The organism is Sphingobacterium alkalisoli (assembly GCF_005049105.1).
GTDB lineage: Bacteria > Bacteroidota > Bacteroidia > Sphingobacteriales > Sphingobacteriaceae > Sphingobacterium > Sphingobacterium alkalisoli.
Genome location: NZ_SUKA01000005.1, coordinates 62154 through 81355 on the forward strand (window position 1 = coordinate 62154; position 19202 = coordinate 81355).

At 40.0% G+C, this 19202-nt stretch carries 23 protein-coding genes, 1 tRNA gene and 1 pseudogene; 18 read left to right on the forward strand and 7 right to left on the reverse strand.

Going from position 1 to position 19202, the window contains the following annotated elements; all coding sequences use genetic code 11:
• The first annotated feature begins 2 nt into the window (after positions 1 to 2).
• The 13 genes from FAZ19_RS15815 to FAZ19_RS15875 all read left to right on the forward strand — a co-directional run bounded on the left by FAZ19_RS15815 (position 3) and on the right by FAZ19_RS15875 (position 10096).
• Positions 3 to 518 carry a hypothetical protein gene (locus FAZ19_RS15815; RefSeq protein WP_136821726.1) on the forward strand — a complete coding sequence of 172 codons (516 nt, stop codon included), beginning with the start codon at positions 3 to 5 and terminating at the stop codon, positions 516 to 518.
• A gap of 88 nt (positions 519 to 606) precedes the next feature.
• Positions 607 to 1284, forward strand: coding sequence for a hypothetical protein (locus tag FAZ19_RS15820; RefSeq protein ID WP_136821727.1), 678 nt, complete (start codon positions 607 to 609; stop codon positions 1282 to 1284).
• A 60-nt stretch (positions 1285 to 1344) separates the two neighbouring features.
• Positions 1345 to 1815: a hypothetical protein gene (locus tag FAZ19_RS15825; RefSeq protein WP_136821728.1), complete on the forward strand. Its 471-nt coding sequence runs from the start codon at positions 1345 to 1347 to the stop codon at positions 1813 to 1815.
• Between the two features lie 162 nt (positions 1816 to 1977).
• Positions 1978 to 3237: an RHS repeat domain-containing protein gene (locus tag FAZ19_RS15830; RefSeq protein WP_136821729.1), complete on the forward strand. Its 1260-nt coding sequence runs from the start codon at positions 1978 to 1980 to the stop codon at positions 3235 to 3237.
• A 10-nt stretch (positions 3238 to 3247) separates the two neighbouring features.
• A complete protein-coding gene (locus FAZ19_RS15835) occupies positions 3248 to 3706 on the forward strand; it encodes a hypothetical protein (protein WP_136821730.1) in 459 nt (152 codons plus the stop codon).
• Between the two features lie 360 nt (positions 3707 to 4066).
• On the forward strand, positions 4067 to 4234 hold the full coding sequence (locus FAZ19_RS24520; RefSeq protein ID WP_136822016.1) for a peptidoglycan recognition protein family protein: 168 nt from the start codon (positions 4067 to 4069) through the stop codon (positions 4232 to 4234).
• Positions 4235 to 4600: 366 nt separating this feature from the next.
• Positions 4601 to 5146: a hypothetical protein gene (locus FAZ19_RS15845; RefSeq protein ID WP_136821731.1), complete on the forward strand. Its 546-nt coding sequence runs from the start codon at positions 4601 to 4603 to the stop codon at positions 5144 to 5146.
• Between the two features lie 168 nt (positions 5147 to 5314).
• On the forward strand, positions 5315 to 5779 hold the full coding sequence (locus FAZ19_RS15850) for a hypothetical protein (protein ID WP_169305677.1): 465 nt from the start codon (positions 5315 to 5317) through the stop codon (positions 5777 to 5779).
• 51 nt (positions 5780 to 5830) lie between these two features.
• The gene (locus FAZ19_RS15855) at positions 5831 to 6250 is read left to right on the forward strand and encodes a hypothetical protein (protein WP_136821733.1); all 420 of its coding nucleotides are present in this window, start codon (positions 5831 to 5833) and stop codon (positions 6248 to 6250) included.
• Positions 6251 to 6273: 23 nt separating this feature from the next.
• Entirely contained in the window at positions 6274 to 6882 is a 609-nt protein-coding gene (locus tag FAZ19_RS15860; protein WP_136821734.1) for a hypothetical protein, read from the forward strand.
• Positions 6883 to 7346: 464 nt separating this feature from the next.
• Positions 7347 to 8246: a toprim domain-containing protein gene (locus tag FAZ19_RS15865; RefSeq protein WP_136821735.1), complete on the forward strand. Its 900-nt coding sequence runs from the start codon at positions 7347 to 7349 to the stop codon at positions 8244 to 8246.
• A 195-nt stretch (positions 8247 to 8441) separates the two neighbouring features.
• On the forward strand, positions 8442 to 8831 hold the full coding sequence (locus FAZ19_RS15870; RefSeq protein ID WP_136821736.1) for a plasmid mobilization protein: 390 nt from the start codon (positions 8442 to 8444) through the stop codon (positions 8829 to 8831).
• Entirely contained in the window at positions 8819 to 10096 is a 1278-nt protein-coding gene (locus FAZ19_RS15875) for a relaxase/mobilization nuclease domain-containing protein (protein WP_136821737.1), read from the forward strand. Before FAZ19_RS15870 ends, FAZ19_RS15875 begins: the two co-directional genes overlap by 13 nt.
• Positions 10097 to 10344: 248 nt before the next feature.
• Here the strand turns inward: FAZ19_RS15875 and FAZ19_RS15880 are convergent, their stop codons facing one another.
• Positions 10345 to 10551: a helix-turn-helix domain-containing protein gene (locus FAZ19_RS15880; RefSeq protein ID WP_136821738.1), complete on the reverse strand. Its 207-nt coding sequence runs from the start codon at positions 10549 to 10551 to the stop codon at positions 10345 to 10347.
• A 222-nt stretch (positions 10552 to 10773) separates the two neighbouring features.
• Here FAZ19_RS15880 and FAZ19_RS23910 point away from each other — a divergent pair, with 222 nt between their 5' ends.
• Together FAZ19_RS23910 and FAZ19_RS24265 are read left to right on the forward strand one after the other, a co-directional pair.
• Positions 10774 to 10938 (forward strand): hypothetical protein, encoded by a 165-nt coding sequence (locus tag FAZ19_RS23910; RefSeq protein ID WP_169305678.1) that lies wholly within the window; start codon positions 10774 to 10776, stop codon positions 10936 to 10938.
• Between the two features lie 67 nt (positions 10939 to 11005).
• Positions 11006 to 11791 (forward strand): annotated as a pseudogene (locus FAZ19_RS24265) (recombinase family protein); the annotation flags it as partial.
• 736 nt (positions 11792 to 12527) lie between these two features.
• On the opposite strand, the gene FAZ19_RS15890 reads toward FAZ19_RS24265, so the two are convergent.
• Positions 12528 to 12600 (reverse strand) — tRNA-Lys (locus FAZ19_RS15890).
• A 286-nt stretch (positions 12601 to 12886) separates the two neighbouring features.
• Between FAZ19_RS15890 and FAZ19_RS15895 the strand changes: the two genes are divergently transcribed.
• On the forward strand, positions 12887 to 13753 hold the full coding sequence (locus FAZ19_RS15895; protein WP_136821739.1) for an SPFH domain-containing protein: 867 nt from the start codon (positions 12887 to 12889) through the stop codon (positions 13751 to 13753).
• A 20-nt stretch (positions 13754 to 13773) separates the two neighbouring features.
• A complete protein-coding gene (locus tag FAZ19_RS15900) occupies positions 13774 to 13944 on the forward strand; it encodes an Arc family DNA-binding protein (RefSeq protein ID WP_136821740.1) in 171 nt (56 codons plus the stop codon).
• Here the strand turns inward: FAZ19_RS15900 and FAZ19_RS15905 are convergent.
• The 4 genes from FAZ19_RS15905 to rpsF all read right to left on the reverse strand — a co-directional run bounded on the left by FAZ19_RS15905 (position 13941) and on the right by rpsF (position 15527).
• Entirely contained in the window at positions 13941 to 14249 is a 309-nt protein-coding gene (locus tag FAZ19_RS15905; protein ID WP_136821741.1) for a hypothetical protein, read from the reverse strand. The genes FAZ19_RS15900 and FAZ19_RS15905 overlap by 4 nt on opposite strands.
• A gap of 189 nt (positions 14250 to 14438) precedes the next feature.
• Positions 14439 to 14882, reverse strand: a complete 444-nt coding sequence (rplI, locus tag FAZ19_RS15910) for a 50S ribosomal protein L9 (RefSeq protein ID WP_136821742.1) — start codon at positions 14880 to 14882, stop codon at positions 14439 to 14441.
• 13 nt (positions 14883 to 14895) lie between these two features.
• Positions 14896 to 15159 carry a 30S ribosomal protein S18 gene (rpsR, locus tag FAZ19_RS15915; RefSeq protein ID WP_099369826.1) on the reverse strand — a complete coding sequence of 88 codons (264 nt, stop codon included), beginning with the start codon at positions 15157 to 15159 and terminating at the stop codon, positions 14896 to 14898.
• Positions 15159 to 15527, reverse strand: a complete 369-nt coding sequence (gene rpsF / locus FAZ19_RS15920) for a 30S ribosomal protein S6 (protein ID WP_136821743.1) — start codon at positions 15525 to 15527, stop codon at positions 15159 to 15161. Before rpsF ends, rpsR begins: the two co-directional genes overlap by 1 nt.
• Before the next feature lie 397 nt (positions 15528 to 15924).
• Between rpsF and ligD the strand changes: the two genes are divergently transcribed.
• Positions 15925 to 18372 carry a DNA ligase D gene (ligD, locus tag FAZ19_RS15925; protein ID WP_136821744.1) on the forward strand — a complete coding sequence of 816 codons (2448 nt, stop codon included), beginning with the start codon at positions 15925 to 15927 and terminating at the stop codon, positions 18370 to 18372.
• Here ligD and ku read toward each other — a convergent pair.
• A complete protein-coding gene (ku, locus tag FAZ19_RS15930; protein WP_136821745.1) occupies positions 18369 to 19127 on the reverse strand; it encodes a non-homologous end joining protein Ku in 759 nt (252 codons plus the stop codon). The two genes, ligD and ku, sit on opposite strands and share 4 nt — an antisense overlap.
• Positions 19128 to 19202: the final 75 nt, after the last annotated feature.

Genomic DNA, 19202 nt, shown 5'->3' on the forward strand with positions numbered 1-19202 from the left:
AAATGGCAATATTTGAATATAAAATCAGCAGAAAGAATGAGTGGAGTAATTTTAAGTCAATTTTGACTTATGTTTTTGTCTTTGTTTTCCTTACTCCATTGATGTTTCATTTTAGGTTTCCTGAAGAAAGCATTGTCGATGTAATTCCAATTTCGATGATAGGATTTTTAATTTTTTTAATCCCTGTAGTAATACTTCATTTAAAGTATTTTTCAATAAATGAAAATTTAGTTTTAATCTATGACGATTTCAATCGGAGTATAACTATTGTGTCAAAAAAGGAAAATACAAAAAGCAACTTTTCATTAGATGATATCAAATCCGTGTTTCATTATATGACAGGGCCGTTTGGAGAAAAGCGTATGCATTGGTGGCCGTGGGACAGCTATAACTATTCAATCATATACTTAAAAGACAATAGAAAGTTTACAATTACCAGTTTAATGAATGAAAGACTGGAACTTCCAATTGGGGATAAATACAATGTAATAACCAAATTTTATCCTTATCCAAACTAAGCTAGCCCTAATTCGCTTCTTGTGGTCGTAGACCACAAGAAGCGAAGGTATCTTAAATATTGTCTTTGTATGTGGTAGTCCCTTTAGCATGGGGTATCAGCAGGGCGGGCCGTTAGGCTCAGGGTCATCCTGGGGTGGTATGAGCGCCCATTCGGCATCAGTTTACCATAGACATATTGCAGGAGCACAATGGGCAACTATCATAGGAGAATTGGCGAGTACTGGTAGTTATGTACGTGGGGGCGGGCATGGAGATATTGCATTTATTGCACCTAGTGACGAGGGTAGCGGCGGATATGAGATAGGAGTTGTTGGAACTAGAGAAGAGCAGCAGTCAAGCGGGGGTAGCGATGTCGACCCATCTACCCTTGGCCATAATTTCTTTTGGTCTCATTATATTGGCCCATGGAATCCAAAAAGTTTTAATGGAAGATGGAATTATGATGTTGCTCCCAAAAGCCGCTTAGATAACTATGCAAAAAAACATGACCTTGCCTATGATGATGCAAAAGTTTCTGGTCTTGGAGGTGTCCTTTTTTCTACTAAAGCTATAAATGCAGATTATGATTTAGCTTATGGTGCATTTAATTTGACATTGAACAGAAATAGTGTTTCTCAATCGGAAAGGGCACAAGGACTTGTAATCGGGACATTAATAACTATTGGAGCCCTTCCAAAATCTTTCTATTACATGGGAGAAGCAAATCGGCGATATACCGAATCAAATATTCGCAGCGGAAACTGGATTTGGAATCTACCGCATTAGTTTACGAACTACTCCCCACCCATTTCAATTTAAAACTAACCTAATATTAAAGAGATGTCAATGTCAAAGTTTTTAAAACTAATAGCTTGTGTATTTTTCGTTCTTCAAAATATCAGTTGTGGAACCTTAGGTGGATTAGATGATAGAGTTTTTCTTGTATCTAAAGAAAAAATAGAAAATGCCATCGATAGTTTTTATACCATGAACCCTACGTATGTGATACCTGCCAAGTGGGAACAACACAATGATTGGTCTAAAAGAGGGTATGATTTTTTGGAAAGCAGGATATTTTATTTTAAATCTTCCCCGGAGGAAATGTACTATGTTTCATTTGTTGGAACATCTACTTCTCCTGCAGATACCTTTACTTGTACTCTTGCTATTAGAGCTGTTTTCAAAGAGGATGAAAAAGGGTGGTACTTAGAAAAGGATTTAGACAGGAAGGAGAAAAAAAGGATTGAAGCCCGTTTTGATAATGAAATTGTTTCTAAAATAGAAGTTTATGCAAACGCAAAAGCGAAAAGGGAATAAATTTAAGAAGTAGTAATTGCCCTGCTACCGCACGTAAAAAAACCTAGCTGGTTCACGCCCCCCGGCGTGAACCTTGCATGCCGCTGCCCCCTTCTGTAAAGTTCGAAAACTGCCACCACGCAGCTTATCGAGGTATCGCAAAACGGTTTTCTTTCCGTATTTTTGAGCAACAGTACGCAGATAGATGTAAACAGCAGTGGTTGCCTTAATTGCGGCGATGTGTTCTTTGACCAGTTGAGGGTTACTTTTACGCGGGGTAAGTTAAAGGAGGAGGCGCATTATTATCCCTTTGGCCTGCCTATTGCGGGTATGGGCAGTGCAGCGCCCGATATGGAACCCAACCGGTACAAGTACCAGGGCAACGAGCACAATACCCAACTGGGCCTGCACTGGATGAACTTTAATGCGCGGCAGTACGACCCGCAGATCGGCCGGTTTTTGGGTGTAGACCCACTGGCCGCCATGCAGGGGCAGGAACACTGGTCGCCGTATGCGGCCATGGGCAATAACCCGGCAATGCTGGTAGATCCATGGGGGCTTTCGCCGCAGTTGAGTAAGGGTAACACCCAGATAGATGATCATGTGGGCAGTGGGGCAGCACTGATGGCGAGGATATTGTCGTTGTATGGCGGTGGCTCCTTTGGTATGGGGTATCAGCATAGTGGAGCATTAGGAACAGCGTCATCCTGGGGTGGTATGAGCGCCCATTCGGCATCAGTTTACCACAGGCATATTGCAGGAATGCAATGGGCAACTATCATAGGAGAATTGGCAAGTACTGGTAGTTATAAACGTGGTGGCGGGGATGGGGGAAGCTTAACTCCTTCAAATGAAGCTGATATTCCTGAAGGATCAAAATTAGTATCATCTTCAGAGGATGGAGCAGTATTTGAAACTGTAAATGGGTATCTTGCTGTAGGCCCACCCAGTGGAGATGACAGTGGGGGGCCATGGGTTGCAGCTGGTGCAAGCATAGCTGTTTTGACAGCTGATGATATTACAGGAATTGGAGTTGTAGATGATATCGCTATTCCTGTAATCGCTGCAACTGCCGTAACTTACGATGTAACACAGAGATTTTATTTAACATATACATTAATAGGGCCAGGCGGACAAAGATATAGTGGTAGAACTTCAGGATTCGGTGACCCATATTCAATAATGATGTTTAGATATAATTCTCACCATATGAGAGCACTAGGATATGGAAGTCCTTCCGTAGATGTATATAAGCAAGGCTTGGACGGGTATCCTGCTATAAGAGGTAGAGAACAGCAATTAATTGATTTTAGTGGAGGGGTTGGCAATCCCAAGGTTGGAAATAGTATAAGAGGAGTTGGACGCTATAATCCATTAGGAAGAGGTTATCATAACCTTTCAAATAGCTATTTTGGACCGTTATCGCCTTATACAGGTTATTAAATTTATAAGAATGAAAAAGAAAAATAATAATACTAAGGAAATTGAGTTTCAGCAAACTTATGAATGGTGTAACACAATTGTAGAGTTTATGATTCAGAAACATGGGGAAACACCAGGTTTAAAGATGTTTAATGAAACAATTAATGATTGCCGTGAAAATTTAAATTTGAAAGGGCTAAAGTATATCATTAAAGATCTCAATGAATGGATACGTGATTTATCATCTAATCATTTAAATGAACTTAACGGATTGTTAATCAATAAATTCGGCTATGATCTCTCAAAAAAGTTAGACGAAGATTCTATTAAGGTGAATCAAATTGTCAGTAAAGGAGAAATTGAAAACGATAAGGAATATAACATTGTGCTTAAAAAAGTGGAGAGTATGATAATTGATGGTAAACATGAAGAAGTTTCTGAACTTAATAAATTATTAACCAAATATCATTCAAATAGTAATGAAGGATAATCCCGGTACTGCACAGCAGGCCTGCGGCCTCTTCTAAGTATGGCAGTCCATTTTATATAAATGGTTGCCATACTTTTAGGTAGGGTTGGTATATCAATATTTTGCTCCTATAATGAACAGGAAGTATAAGTTTCATACTTCGGAAGGATTTTAGTTCGTGAGTTTTGTTACAGTAAACTGGATGGATTCCCCTAGCTGGCGCAAGCGGGATATAATCACTAAAAGCTAGGAAATCCTGCGACTTGTTCTAAGTATGGCAGTCCATTTTATATAAGTAAACGTGGCGTTTTAGAAATGGATTTGCTGCAGTGATTTTTATAGTAGCGGACATGGAAGGTTACGGGCGAAACGCCCGACCAGCTGGGAAATGGTGTAAACTACGGCACTCACTTCTTAGTAGATGAAAACGGGAATATTATTCAAACTGCAAGCCTTAATAAATATACACTTCATGTTGGAAAGACCAGAAAATCAAGTTACCCTAAAAATGGTAACTCCATAGGTATTGAAGTTGTCGGCGCATATTAATGAAAAGACTGGGTGGCAGTCGCTCACAGAAAGTCAAATTAAATCGGTGACTTGGTTAACGGGAAGCTTATTGAAAACATATCACCTCTCTAAGCAAAACAATAATAAAGTTTAGCAGCTTTACTGGTGATGACTTATCAACCCACTTCCAAGATATCCCATCTAGATCAATTGATATATCGAATTATTATTTTTCCGCAGAAGTAAGTCTGGTAGGGCAACGAAATGGTAAATTCCAGAGTATTATCACATTTACATGGGGCTTTCTATCTCCTGCTCCTGGTGTTATTGTCACTTACCCAGTTAATGTAGTTACGCCATCTTCTTTTCAACAAAACCTCATTAATAATGCCAAAAAATAATATTATGAAATCCGTATTGTTTGCTAGCTTTTTTATGTGGTTGGCGTGTAATAACAAAGTTGAATCAAAACATTCCGATCCAATTGTAATCTCTTGGGTAATTGATGAAGGATTACACACTAGTCACTTATTAATTGGGACATCTAAATTAGCTCTGGATAGTCTATATAACAATATTGATTATTTGACTACCGACTCTGTTTACAAATCTTTTCTTATACATAAGCACCTGGTAAATAAAAAAACCGAAGATTATATAATAAGGTTCATTTCAGCTAATTGTGTTAGCTATTCCGATTCTAAATTCATTGCAAACAAAAATGTTTACTACTTGGGATCAAATCGTGATAGCGCTGAAATATCATGTGTTGTAGTAGGTAGGGAAAAGGGAAGAGCATACTTTGTCAAATTGAAGGAATGGTTAGAAAATTCCCCCTATAAACGAGACTGCAATTATCTTATAAAAGATATTCAAGCAAGATTTATTGATGGCGGTGAATTTCCTTATACTCCGGAACAAGAAAAACTGATGGAGGGTTTGAAAAAATAGCCAAGGGCCTAATTCCCCCAAAAAAGGCTAGGAATGCAGTATAGCCTATGTGCGGTTGCGTTCCTAGCCTTTTTTCTATAGGAATAAGCCAGTAGATACAAAAATAGCCGATTTTGGTATAAGGCATGGATTCGAATGGGGCGGAAGAATTGTTGATTAATTTAATTAATGTTTTATTTTACTATGGTAAATGATTTTAAATATCCTGTAATTGCTTTTGCAAAAGGTGGAATTCTCCATTTTGCAAGAAATGCTGATGACATGACAATATGTTCAAGAAGGGGTTGGAAAAATGGTTTTTATAACGGGTTGAATGTATTGGACTGTGAGGGGAGCAGTTATAAAGTTCGAGAAGCAGAAAAGGTAGAAAACGTTGGTTTTTTATGGGGATTCAGTTTTTTGTTAGGGCAAAAAATTAGAGTAAGATTAAATTACACAAAAGTGGAAAAAGAGATATCTGTTGATGATTTTAAAGAAAAAATTATTAAAGTATTAAAAAGAGATAGACATTTTTGGGACTCTGGAGGAACTCTTGAGGAGATTATAACAATTACCAAATCAGCAAAATCTCATGGGGACGTGATTAAATATCTAACAGGTATCTTCTACAAAGAAACTGAAAAAGGTTTATAAGTCAGGGATTCTTTCAGGAGGAGGACGTATTATAGATTAAAAGGAGATTTTATGCAAGTTGAATTGAGTTATCCCGTATTTGTGTTGCCAAGAAAAAGTAATATGGTCTATGTTTATTTCAAAGAGAAAGATTTGAAATCAACTAGTGAAGAGCTTTTGCAAAAATTAGATTATACTAATCTTGATTTGATAGACGTGTCAGGGTATATGTACAAAATCAAGAAAGTATTTAAGGTTAAATATCTCGGATTATGGGGGTTTAACCCTCTTTTAAAAGGCAGACAGATATTAGTTGATTTTGAGTATGCACCGGAAGTAGAAAAAGTCCTGTTAAGTGATTTTAAAAAGGACATTATTCATCGGATTGACAAAACAAAACAAATATGGCAGCCTGGATGGGATATGGGTGAGTTAAAGGAAGCTGTAACAAATAGTTCATCTTTTGAAGAAATTGCCGATTTGCTTAAATAATAAGGGTAAATTAATAGAAGTTAATGCGTCCACTAATTTTTATCTTAGCGTTATCAATAGCGAGTTGTGTAAGCGGAGCAGATGAACAAAATTCATCTGTTCCGCTTACTGTAGCCGAACACCTGGAAACCATAAAAGAAGCTGTATCAGATGAAGCAAAAGTTCCGTCTAAAGGTTATCGCACTGTTTCGCTTTACGGGAACAAGTTAGAGCTATCTATACCAGACTATTTTACGGAGATGTCACCGGAAATGAAGCACAGTAAATACCCAAGAGCCAACAGTCCCGACGTGGTTTATACCGATGAAGACGGGGCGGTAAATGTAGCTTTTAATTATACCGGAACGGTTGTAGCTAACAACAATATTTCTGAATTACAAAGGGAGCTCCTGAAGCAACTACAAGCTACGAATCCTATTGACCTAACAACTCGAATTGAAACTATCAACGGTTCAGAATTTGCCGTATTTGAGTTTATGAGCCAGGCAATAGATACGAGGGTTTACAACCTTATGTTTTTAACAGAATTAGACGGAAGAATGTTGTTAGGCACCTTCAACTGCACAGAAGTGCTAAAAGGAGAATGGCAGCCTAGGGCAAAAGAGATATTGTCATCATTACGTAAAGGGTAGGAGAATTATACAACAACTGCCTGACCATATTTTGTTCCTCTGCTAGTCAATAACTACAACAGCCCTTCTATATTAAAGCGGCTGTTGTAGTTTATAGCGCCATATTTTTTCGAAGAACCCCACCTGATCATATGATCTCCATACGACCACAAGCAGCTAAGGTGTCTTATAATTGCAGGACGGCTTCGCTTTTTAATTGACGTTTGTAATGGAAAGGTTTTAGCGCCGCATTTTTTTGAATAAGTCTATAAATTTCTTTTTGATAGAGATGTAGGGATCATTTAAAATACCAACCGGTGTATACCATTTCCTGAGTTTTGAATGATACCCGAATGGTGCAGCCGTGCACACCTGGACTCTTTCCAGTTGTTTAGAATCTGAACAACACGAGGATAGCTAGTGTGGGCATGGTATTTTTGTGACACATCCCAATGGTGGAATGGTAGAATTAGTGTGGAAGGGATATGGGAAGTGTAAAGATCAACTGTGCATATGCAAGGGAAATAGACTTAGTGGATTACCTAAGCAAATTAGGTATAGTTCCGGTAAAGGTTCGAGGACATAACTTTTGGTACCACTCACCGTTCCGGTCGGAAAAGACACCATCCTTCAAGGTCAACCGAAAGCTGAACCGATGGTACGACTTCGGGGAGGGGACCGGTGGTACTATTATTGACTTTGCCACCCGTTTCAAAGACTGTACCATTGGGGAGTTCCTGCGATCAATTCGTGATAATGATTTTTCATTTCCAGTGCCGGCCTGTCCGCAACCCATAAAGGAGCAATATACCACTGACCGGATCACCCTGATCAGCGACCATACATTGTCTTCGGACAGCCTTATCCACTACCTGAAGAAAAGACGCATACCCATCGCCATAGCAGATAACTATTGCCGTGAAGTGCGCTACAGCATTGCTAGCAGAACCTATTACGCTATCGGTTTCCAGAACCGTGCTGGAGGATGGGAGTTACGCAATGCCTATTTCAAGGGAAGCTCCAGTCCGAAGGATTTTACGATACTGTATCCGCACCGTTCCTGCCTCTGTGTGTTCGAGGGCTTCATCGACTTTTTATCCTTTATTACCTTGGTTCCAGAGGCTGAAAATACCTACAGCTTTCTTGTACTGAACAGCCTGAGTTTCTTTGAAAAAGCAAGACCGATAATGGAGGCTTACATCGAGGTGTGGCTCTTTCTGGATAACGATACAGCCGGACAAAATTGCAGCCGCTATGCAACGTCACTATCTGCGGTGTACAACGACCAAAGTTCGCTGTACCAAAACCACAAAGACCTCAATGACTGGCACTGCTTTCCGGGGAATCCCAATTGTGATTTACCAAAGCTACTGGACCCTCCCTGAGAAAACGGGAGTTCAGAAAATGGCATCTCATGTTTTCGATAAAGCGATAAGCTCAAAAGGGGTTTCCCTGCTTCATCCCGGAAACGGCAAGATGTACCGGTGTATCACACGCCGGAAGAAAAATGCGCCTAACTCCGGAGTCGTGGTGCCTGCAAATTATTAGAATCTGAATGTTGAACGTGAAAATGATAAGTGATGGAAGACAACAAAAACAACAAGAACAAGTGGCTGCACCTGCGTATGGACGAGCCTAGTTACCAGGCCGTGCAGCGTAACTTTAGCAAGTCCACAGAGCGCAATTTTAGTGAATACCTACGAAAAATTCTGCTGGACAAACCCCTCTTTGCGGGTACCAAAGATACAGGGCTGTCAGAGATTTTGGCAGAGTTGCACAGGCTTCAAAAGGACCTGAACAAGATCGGCAACAACTACAACCAGATGGTGCATAGGCTTCATTTATGCGATAAAGAGCCAGAGGTAAAGCTATGGGTAGCGCGCTACAATAAAGAGCGCGGCATTCTCCTCGAAGCCCTGCAGTCATTAGCGGAATACATCCACCAAACTGCGCAAAAATGGTTGCAATAATCAATACGGGCAGTTCTTTACGGCGGGCGTTTCTCTACAATGAGCATAAGCTTTCGGAAGGTGCTGCATCAATCCTGACGGTGCAGAATTATCCCTATAATGCCGATGAAATGAATACCGACAGAAGGCTCAACCTGCTACTGAAGCTGGCCGGATTAAGGGAGGATGTAAAGGTAAACAGCGTCCATATCTCTTTGAATTTTTCGCCCGACGAACAACTTTCTGATGGGATAATGGCTGGCATAGCAAAGGAGTATATGGATAAAATAGGCTTCGGCACACAGCCGTTCCTGGTATACCGGCATAACGATAGTGGGCATCCGCATTGCCACATTGTGACCACCAATATAGAGCTGGACGGTTCGCGGATATCCCTCCATAATATTGGCAGGGAAAGGTCGGAACCGGCAAGGAAAGAACTCGAAATAAAGTACGGGTTGGTAAAGGCCGAAGACCACAGGAAGACACTTTATGCCCTGAAGCCTATAGATGCCAGCAAGGTACAGTACGGCAGGACAGAGACGAAAAGAGCAATAGGAAATGTCCTGGCAAACGTTATCGACCAGTATAAATATACCTCTTTGGCGGAGCTGAATGCCGTACTTAAACTCTACAATGTGACGGCAGAAAGGGGAGGAGACAACTCCCGTATATATGCCCACCGTGGACTCAATTACCGTGTGCTGGACACCGAAGGCAACCCTGTGGGTGTACCCATTAAAGCCAGCCTTTTTCACAACAGACCAACGCTGGACTATATAGAAAATAAGTTCCTGAAGAACGATGTGGCAAGGCAGGCGCATAAGGCAAAGATAAAATCAACCATTGATTTTGCTATAGCTTCCAAGCGGCCCAAGACCCTTTCAGAGCTGGAAGAACACCTCCGAAGGAGCGGTTTAAAGATGATGCTGAGGCAGAACGGACAAGGACTGGTTTACGGTATTACCTATATCGATTTCAAAACAAAATGTGTATTCAACGGCAGCGCTTTAGGTAAGACCTACAGTGCAACAGGCTTGTTGGAACGCATGGGATTAGGGCAGGTACGCACAGATAAGTCTATCACATTGCACAGAGAAATGGAGCGGAATAAGGTTTCAGATGAAGGCTTTACTGCGGAAAAAAATGACCCAAAAATTAACAAGACAGTACCCGATACGAGCGTCGAAAAGACCTTGCTCGACCTATTACTGCAGCAGGAATATGCCTCCAACGCGGTACCGTTTGAGTGGAAGAAAAAGAAGAAAAGAAAGAAAAAATGGTAGTTTGTCAGTTTAAGTTTGCAAGTTGATCACAAGAACCTCATTCCCGTTCAAAACAAAGGCACTTATTAAAAGATTTAGCGAGGCCTGAATCTATTATTATCCAACCGTGCATGAAGAAGACGCACCCTATATAAGTAACCTCAATTACCTGCTCAAGCTACCTATGCCCAACTTCGATAATGAAGGAATGTTCTTTGTTTAATTTTTAGACTCTTAGGATGTTAGAGAATGTCATTAATGGCAAACAGTTATTTCAAAATAATCTCGGGATTAACCCCCATTGCAGAACAGATTTTTTCAATCAGATCCGCGCTAAGGTTTAGCTTGCCACTTTCATACCGGCTAATGGTATTGGTTCCTTTAACGCCTATTTTGTCCGCCAATTCCTGCATTGTCAGCCCTTTTTTTATCCGCGCCGCTTTCAGGGCGGCTGCAATTTGAATTTTAAAACTCATGTCCAAAAATAGTTTTTAAAAAGGATAAAAAAATATTTTAAATAATTGGTTAGTACATTATAATGTACTATATTTACATATCGGGTTACCTGGAACCTTTGCGTTCTACATGATTAGAATTTGTACAACTTAATATATAGATTGGCAAGTTTCTAACTTTGTAAAAGGGAACCGACAGGCCGTTCCCATATTTGTAATGCTTTTGGTGAAAAGGGAACAGTGATGGAAGAAGAGAAAAGTAGCGGGGCCCTGACCCCGCGTCAGGCTATGGCCATATTACAGAAACACGGCACTATTGTGACAGAAGAAGAGGCAGAGGTTATGCTAACTACCATCAGGTATATGGTAAAGTTGATTATAGAGCAGCAACTTCGAGAAAATAAATAAGGATTTCTACCGTTCAGTTGGTATCCGAATCCTTCTAAAATTATATAGCAAGATTAAACTTTTCGTTATGAAGAAAGCATATCTATACATACGTGTAAGCACGGACGAACAGGCCGAGACAGGATATTCGCAAAGAAACCAGGAAGAAGCATTAAGAAGATACTGTATAGTAAATTCGATTACGATCCTTGATGTAATCTACGAAGATCATTCTGCCAAGTCATTTCAGCGGCCTGAATGGAAGAAACTACTGGTGATGATAAAAAAGAATAAGGGCAAGAGTACACTGGTTCTCTTTACTAAATGGGACAGGTTCAGTAGGAATGCCGGGGACTCGTATCAAATGATAAACTTACTGGCCAGGATGGGAGCCGAACCCCAGGCAATTGAGCAGCCATTGGACTTGTCTGTTCCGGAAAATAAAATGATGCTTGCTTTTTACCTCGCTTCCCCCGAAGTGGAGAATGACCGAAGGGCATTGAACGTATTCCACGGCATGAGACGCGCCAAAAAGGAGGGACGATGGATGGGAATTGCGCCAATTGGATTTAGGAATTGTATAGATGAAGATAACCGTCGGAAATATATAGCACCGGATAAGACCACCGGTCCCATTATGGTCTGGGCTTTTGGGGAACTGGCTGCAAACCGTTTCAATACGCAGGAAATTCTTAGGATGGTCAGGGATAAGGGGCTTAGATGTTCCAAGAACAATTTTTGGGTAGCTATCAGGAACCCCGTTTACTGCGGAAAGATATTTGTTCCGCCGTTGAAAGATGAACCAGGTCAATTTGTTACCGGGCAGCACATGCCACTGATCTCAGAAACCCTTTTTTACCAATGTCAGGATGTATTGGACGGGCGGAAGCGTAATCCCAACAATAAGCCTAAGGTTGTATGTGATGATATGCTGCCCTTACGTGGTTTCCTTGAATGTCCTCAATGCAGCAAGCTGCTTACCGGTAGTGCATCAAAGGGAAGGAATCAATATTATTACTACTACCATTGTTCAAGCCAGTGCGGAATACGGTTCAAGGCGGAACTGGCCAACAATGAATTTATTGATTACCTAAAGACCTTTGTTCCAAAGCCAGGAATATTGGATGTCTGTACCAAAGAAATTGTTGCCCAATTTAAAACGGAAAACCACATGGTACAAAAAGAACGCAGGAGATTGATAGAAGAGATGGATGTGTGTAATAAGCGCTTGTCCAACGCTAGGATACTTAGGGTTGAGGGAGAACTTGATGAGGGGGATTTCAATGCCCTTAAGGAAGATATCAATGCTAAGATGAATTCAATCGAGGCGACATTGGGGAGGCTTTCGGGAAAAAGCAGGGAGATAAATGAAATTATAGAGGAATCGCTGAACCAGATTGCAGAGATTAATAAGTTCTACGAAACCAGCACTTTAGAGCGTAAGCGCAATATAATTGGTTCGATGTTTCCTGAAAAACTGGTATTTGACGGAACACGACATCGAACCGCCCGGATCAACCGTGGAGTCGAGCTTATCTATCTGAAATCCAATAAATTAGAAGGTAAAAAAAATGGGACAAATCAGTGTTTTTCTGACTTGTCCCATGAGGTGATCCCGCTGGGATTCGAACCCAGGACCCATACATTAAAAGTGTATTGCTCTACCAGCTGAGCTACGGAATCCTAATCCGGTGATGGATTATCCTTCATTGTTTGAAGTGATGCAAAGGTAGATATTTTCCTTTTAAGTGCAAATAATAATTCACTTTTTTTGATGTTTCTGACTGAACTTTCTCATTTTAAAAAGGTTAGTTTTTTTCTTTTTATGAGACTCCATTCAATAAAAAGCTAGCTTGTACAAAATATTAATAAAATGATAAAATTGATTTGGAAAATAAATTTTAATATGATACTTTAGTGATATCAAAATAATATCAAAATTAAAAAACATACAAATAATTTAAATTTTATGGAAAAGATTATTAAACCGACTTCAGGATATTCCGCACTAGGAATTGGAGTATTTGCGGCGATCGTTGCTATCTATTCGATCGTACAGCTGGTAAATGGAACTGGTTGGTTTGGGATAATACTCGTATTGATGCTTATAGTTGTTATTGTAATCCTTAAGGGCATCATTATCGTGCATCCCAATCATTCAAGGGTGTTGAATTTTTTTGGAAAATATGTGGGAACCGTAAAGGATAACGGGCTATTTTTTGTCAACCCTCTCTTTTCTGCAACACGAATAAGTTTGCGATCTGAAAATTTGCAAGGGCAGACATTGAAAGTGAATGACAAAATCGGAAATCCGATTGAAATTGGTGCAGTGATTGTATGGAAGGTAGGAGATACCTATAAGGCGGCCTATGACGTTGAACGGTATGGGGATTATGTACGTGTGCAAAGCGAGGCTGCAGTGCGGCATTTGGCGGGAAGCTTTGCATATGATAATTTTGAAGACGACCAAGCGGAGATTACGCTGCGTGGTGGTGGAGTAGATGTAAATCGTATTTTAGAAAATGAACTAACGGAGCGCTTATCGAAAGCTGGTATTGTGGTAGAAGAAGCTCGAATTAGTCATTTAGCTTATGCTTCTGAAATAGCTGGAGCAATGCTCCAACGGCAGCAGGCGTCTGCTATTGTGGCTGCGCGGGCGAAAATCGTAGAGGGAGCTGTAGGGATGGTAGACATGGCGCTTAAAAAATTGTCGGAAGAGAATATCGTTGAATTGGATGATGAGCGCAAAGCTGCTATGGTGAGTAATCTGATGGTGGTGCTGTGCGGGGAGAAGGCCGTTCAACCTATTGTAAATACAGGAACACTGTATAATTAGTAATTTTAGTTTTCAATGAAATGAAAAAAAGTTTTGTGATAAGGATTGATGAGGAAACGTATAAACTTTTGGAAAAGTGGGCACAGGATGAATTCAGGAGTGTGAATGGACAGATTGAATATTTGATAAATCAAAGTCTACAACAGGCGGGGCGTAAAAAACGTGGGATAGAGGGGAAGAAATTGTTTTAATCCCTCCTTATGTATTCTCTATCTTCGTCTGATAGATTGGACGGAGAATAGGGATGCTCGTCTAACGCGGTAGGCGTAAACGGCGCGTTGGGGTTTGTTATCCCATATTCCTTTGGATGGACTTTTTTACGGCGAAAGAGTACGCCTCCTGTAATTACACCTATGAGAAAAAAAACACCAAGTATTAATAATTTGGACGTGCGAATGTCTCCAAAAAACCAAAATGAACTTTCTTCTTTGTTATTGAATAAAACAATTACTACAATTGCCAACAATACAGCGATTATAATGGTTTTTGGTTTCATATGTATATAATTTTTTGATACTGCTCGTTTTCCCATATCTAGTTGCAAAAATTCATGGGCTCACCAGTTTTTATTATGTGTACAAACTTAGACAACTTACGTTTTTTTTGCAAATATTAGTTAGAATGGTATGCAAAAAAAGGAGACAGCTTACGTTGTCTCCTTTTAATATGGTGAGGCTGAATGTAATTATTCGCCTACTACTTCGAAAGGAACTTGAACTTTTACTTCTTTGTGTAAGTTTAAGTTTGCTAGGTATTCACCAAGAGTTTTAGGCTCTTCTTCGAATGTAATACGGCGGCGATCTACCTCGTAACCTTGTGCTTTCAATGCATCTGCAATTTGGATGCTGTTTACTTTACCAAAGATTTTTCCAGATTCACCTGCTTTAGCACCGATTGAAAGTTTAACACTTTCTAATTTGGCAGCTAATTCTGTAGCATCTTTCTTGATTTTATCTTGTTTGAACTGAGCTTGTTTGATGTTCTCAGCCAACACCTTTTTTGCTGATGATGTTGCTAATGTAGCAAATCCTTGAGGAATAAGGTAGTTGCGACCGAATCCCGGTTTTACTACTACGATATCGTCTTTCTCACCAAGGTGTTTAACATCTTGTTTTAATATAACTTCCATTATCGTATCCTCCTTATTTTAATGAATCAGTTACGTAAGGCATAAGTCCAATGATACGTGAACGTTTCACGGCTTGAGCTACTTTACGTTGAAATTTCAATGATGTTCCAGTTAAACGACGTGGTAAAATTTTACCTTGGTCATTTACAAACTTTAATAAGAAGTTTGCGTCTTTGTAATCGATATACTTGATACCGTTCTTTTTGAAACGACAATATTTTTTACGGTTGTCCTCTACTTTAGGGGCAGTTACGTATTGGATGTTTTCGTTAGCCATTAGTTTGCTACCTCCTCAGTTTTAGTTTCTGCTTTTTTGTTGAATGCACCGCTGCGTTTTTTCTCACTATAAGCAATTGCATGCTTGTCTAGAGAGATCGTTAAGAAGCGCATTACGCGTTCATCACGCTTGTATTCAAGCTCTAATTTTTTGATTAATTCACCTGGAGCCTTGAATTCAGTTAAGTGATAAAATCCAGTGGATTTCTTCTGGATTGGATACGCTAATTTTCTCAAACCCCAATTATCTTCTGCGATAATTTCGGCTCCGCCTTCTGTGAGGATACTTTTGAATTTTGCGATTGTTTCTTTCGCAGCATCCTCTGAAAGCAACGGGGTAAGAATGATGACAGATTCGTACTGTTGCATTGTTTAAATAATTATTTTAATTTAAAATTGTTCCGTACATATTATACGGAAGTGCAAAGGTAAGAAAATATTTTACAAACCAATAATTTAACGATGAAACTTTTTAGGGTTAGCGCTTCATTCTTTTGCAAGCAATCTAAAATGGAAGTAAAAAAGAAAGGTTTTCAAACGGGGAGAATGAAAACCTTTACTAACCAATTATAAACCTAAATTATGATGGTGCAAATGTACGTGTATTTTTTACACTAAGCAAGTTTTTTTTAGAAAAAGTTTTTTGATGATAAATAGCATGCATTCATCAATGTTTGATTGACCAAACGACGAGATCGCTAAATCCTAAATTGTTAAAATAAAAGCGTCATTGTAAACAAAGTTTTTCACTGGCTGTTCTTAGCGTATGGCGACGCTTGACAAATATAATATGAAAAGAGATTTCAGTAGAACGTCTGAACCGAAGGGTACGGCAAAGAAATCGACGACCAAATTGCGCTTTGTGGTGCAGCGACATCACGCCTCGCGGCTTCACTATGATTTTAGACTGGAAATGGATGGAGTGCTTAAAAGCTGGGCAGTACCAAAAGGACCTTCTTTAAATCCGGATGACAAACGGTTAGCTGTGCTAGTGGAAGACCATCCTGTAAGCTACGGTAGCTTTGAAGGCGACATACCCAAGGGAAATTACGGATATGGGAGCGTCGCCATTTTTGATGAAGGTTATTATGAACCTCTCAACAAAAAAGAGGGTGAAAATGGACTACGTCAAGATTTGGAGAAAGGGAGTATAAAAGTAATATTAAAAGGTAAGATCCTGAGGGGTGAATTTGCCTTAGTGAAAATAAAAAGTTCGGAAGACAATGCCTGGCTCCTTATCAAACACCGGGATAAATATGCTGTAGAGGACGACTTTAATGCAGAAGACCTGGTGGATGAAAAGATCAAAAGATATGGTATTGATTATAAGAAAAACAACAAACGGAGCGAAGCGGAAACGGTAACTAAGACTAAAATTACGTCCCCCATGCTGGCTACTTTGTCTGAAACTATTCCCGATGAAGGGGAATGGATATTCGAACGTAAATTGGATGGTTTTCGGGCCGTGGCTGAAATAAACAAGAAAAAAGTCAGCCTGATATCGCGTAATGGTGTTAGCTTCAATAAGCAGTATCCATCAATTGTAACGGCTTTAAAAAATATTGATCGACATGTTATTCTCGATGGTGAATTGGTTATAGAAGATCATAAGAAAAAAAGTGCTTTTCAACTGCTGCAGCACGGCGAACCTCTGCCTGCTAAATATAAGTTGTATTATTATGTATTTGATGTGCTCGCTCTGGACGGAAATGATTTGCGGGATTTTGAATTGGCGGAACGTAGGGAGCTGGTAAAAATGTTGCTAAATAAGTATGAACATCCACAATTATGTGCTGTGGAAAGCATGGAATCTACTTTTGAAAATGCGATAAAAAAGGCTAACGAGGAGGGATGGGAAGGGGTGTTGGCGAAAGAAACCGGTAGTAGGTATCTCTCCGGGAAGCGCACCTCCTTTTGGCGGAAAATTAAATTTCAGCAATCGCAGGAGGCTATTATCGTAGGGTATACGAAACCTCAAGGCTCCCGGTCAGCATTTGGCGCCCTCGTGCTTGCAGTGCAAGGGGACGGAGAGCTGATATATGTCGGGAATGTAGGGACGGGCTTTAAAGAGCAGGGGCTACAGGAGATATTTGATAAAATTAAGCAAATACCGGAAACGGATAAACCTTTTGATAAAAAGGTAACTGTGGCAAACGAGCGCAAAGTAACTTGGATAGAGCCGAAATTAGTCGCGGAAATATCTTTTGCAGAATGGACGAGAGATGAACATATGCGTCATCCGGTATTTAAGTCGTTGCGTTACGACAAAAGTATCGAAGAAATAAAGCGGGTGATGCCTGTTAAGGATATGCTGAATGAACGTGAAGTGTCATATGGCCGCATAAAACTGCAATTGACCAATCAGAAAAAATTGTATTGGCCAGAGGAGGGCATTACGAAAGGAGACTTGCTGTATTATTATGAAGCTATGGCCCCGCTAATTTTACCATACCTTAAGAATAAGCCGATCTCCTTAAACCGGTTTCCGAATGGTATTTTGGAGTCTAGTTTCTTTCAAAAGGATATGGATACAGATTCCATTCCATCTTGGCTTAAAACGGTACCGCTCACCTCCGAAAACACCGGCGATACCGTTAATTATTTATTGTGCAATAATGAAGCTACTTTATTGTGGATCGCTAATATGGGGTCTATTGAAATTAATCCATGGTTATCGCCCCACCAGCATAAGCAAAGACCCGATTTTGCGGTATTAGACATTGATCCAAATGGTGTTGACTTTGAAGAGGTGGTGTCCGTGGCATTAACAGCGCATGAAATTCTGGAATATGTAGGCGTAAATAGCTATATTAAAACTTCTGGCTCAACAGGACTCCATATTTATATTTACTTGGGCGGACAGTATGACTATGAACTCGCCCGGGGGTTTATTCAAATGGTGGCTGAGCTTGTTCACGAACAGCAAGATGAAACAACAAGTCTGGAGCGGTCTCCTTCTAAACGAAAAGAGAAGATCTACCTGGATTATATGCAAAATAAGAAAGGGCAAACCATCGTAGCGCCATATTCGGTTAGACCCAAGCCCGGTGCTACGGTATCGACCCCGCTATCGTGGAGCGAAGTTGATGCTACACTTGAAATCCAGCAGTTTACAATGGAGACTGTATTACAACGTTTGTCTAAAATTCAAGATCCCTGGTCAGATATCTTCGGCAAAAAGGTGGACCTGAAGAAGGCACTTGAAAGGTTTTAAGCTAAGCTTGCTTTTAATTTAGCCAGTAATTCGGAAGCTTTTGTGTTTTCTTTGTCGACGTTCATCTTGCGGATGGTCGCGCGCTTGCCCTGAGCTTTTTGTTTTATAATTTTCAATAAGGCTTTACTGTATTCGTTTTTATATCCTGAAATATCAAAGTCTGAACTGTTCTGCTTGATGAGCTGTAAGGCCATGTCCATTTCTTGTTTCACAATACGCTGATGGGTAACTTTTAAGTCTTGCACAGGTCTAATCTCTTCTTCAAAGCGAAGCTTATTTAATAGCAAGATGCCCTCGTGGGGGCGTACGATGGCGAGGTTTTCCAGTGTACGCATAACAAAGGTACTTAAGCCTACCGTCTTGCTTTTCTCCAACGCTTTATACAGTAACGAATAAGCTTTTTCACCTCCTTTCTGAGGCTCCATATAATAAGGTGTATCGAAGTAGATGCTGTCAATATCTGCTTCTTTGACAAAGGTCTGAAGGTTGATCATCTTGTTTTTGTCGGGCATGGCGTCTTCGAAATCGGCCTCCTCAAGGACAATATATTTTTCTTTAAGCATATAACCCTTGACAATATTTTCCCATTCAACCTCTTTTCCCGTTTTTTCATTAACTCTTTTGTAACGAATATTGGATTGGTCTTTCCGATCTAACATGTCAAAATCAAGCTGACTGTTTTGAATCGCACTGTATATTTTTATCGGAATATTTACCAAGCCAAATCCTATAGCTCCTGTCCAAATAGCTCTCATCGTAATATCTGCATTTTTATAAGATAACCACCGATATACTGAAAAGTTTGAAACCATATATTTTTTGATCATAAG

Excerpts from the sequence above, each read along its gene's own strand:
- FAZ19_RS15880 (WP_136821738.1), bottom strand. The coding sequence starts at position 10,551 with ATGAGTTTTAAAATTCAAATTGCAGCCGCCCTGAAAGCGGCGCGGATA.
- FAZ19_RS15900 (WP_136821740.1), top strand. The coding sequence starts at position 13,774 with ATGAAAAAAAGTTTTGTGATAAGGATTGATGAGGAAACGTATAAACTT.
- FAZ19_RS15845 (WP_136821731.1), top strand. The coding sequence starts at position 4,601 with ATGAAATCCGTATTGTTTGCTAGCTTTTTTATGTGGTTGGCGTGTAAT.
- FAZ19_RS15855 (WP_136821733.1), top strand. The coding sequence starts at position 5,831 with ATGCAAGTTGAATTGAGTTATCCCGTATTTGTGTTGCCAAGAAAAAGT.
- ku (WP_136821745.1), bottom strand. The coding sequence starts at position 19,127 with ATGAGAGCTATTTGGACAGGAGCTATAGGATTTGGCTTGGTAAATATT.
- FAZ19_RS15815 (WP_136821726.1), top strand. The coding sequence starts at position 3 with ATGGCAATATTTGAATATAAAATCAGCAGAAAGAATGAGTGGAGTAAT.
- FAZ19_RS15860 (WP_136821734.1), top strand. The coding sequence starts at position 6,274 with ATGCGTCCACTAATTTTTATCTTAGCGTTATCAATAGCGAGTTGTGTA.
- FAZ19_RS15870 (WP_136821736.1), top strand. The coding sequence starts at position 8,442 with ATGGAAGACAACAAAAACAACAAGAACAAGTGGCTGCACCTGCGTATG.
- FAZ19_RS15865 (WP_136821735.1), top strand. The coding sequence starts at position 7,347 with ATGGGAAGTGTAAAGATCAACTGTGCATATGCAAGGGAAATAGACTTA.
- rpsR (WP_099369826.1), bottom strand. The coding sequence starts at position 15,159 with ATGGCTAACGAAAACATCCAATACGTAACTGCCCCTAAAGTAGAGGAC.
- ligD (WP_136821744.1), top strand. The coding sequence starts at position 15,925 with ATGGCGACGCTTGACAAATATAATATGAAAAGAGATTTCAGTAGAACG.
- FAZ19_RS23910 (WP_169305678.1), top strand. The coding sequence starts at position 10,774 with ATGGAAGAAGAGAAAAGTAGCGGGGCCCTGACCCCGCGTCAGGCTATG.
- rplI (WP_136821742.1), bottom strand. The coding sequence starts at position 14,882 with ATGGAAGTTATATTAAAACAAGATGTTAAACACCTTGGTGAGAAAGAC.
- FAZ19_RS15835 (WP_136821730.1), top strand. The coding sequence starts at position 3,248 with ATGAAAAAGAAAAATAATAATACTAAGGAAATTGAGTTTCAGCAAACT.
- FAZ19_RS15825 (WP_136821728.1), top strand. The coding sequence starts at position 1,345 with ATGTCAAAGTTTTTAAAACTAATAGCTTGTGTATTTTTCGTTCTTCAA.
- FAZ19_RS15905 (WP_136821741.1), bottom strand. The coding sequence starts at position 14,249 with ATGAAACCAAAAACCATTATAATCGCTGTATTGTTGGCAATTGTAGTA.
- rpsF (WP_136821743.1), bottom strand. The coding sequence starts at position 15,527 with ATGCAACAGTACGAATCTGTCATCATTCTTACCCCGTTGCTTTCAGAG.
- FAZ19_RS15820 (WP_136821727.1), top strand. The coding sequence starts at position 607 with ATGGGGTATCAGCAGGGCGGGCCGTTAGGCTCAGGGTCATCCTGGGGT.
- FAZ19_RS15875 (WP_136821737.1), top strand. The coding sequence starts at position 8,819 with ATGGTTGCAATAATCAATACGGGCAGTTCTTTACGGCGGGCGTTTCTC.
- FAZ19_RS15895 (WP_136821739.1), top strand. The coding sequence starts at position 12,887 with ATGGAAAAGATTATTAAACCGACTTCAGGATATTCCGCACTAGGAATT.
- FAZ19_RS15850 (WP_169305677.1), top strand. The coding sequence starts at position 5,315 with ATGTTTTATTTTACTATGGTAAATGATTTTAAATATCCTGTAATTGCT.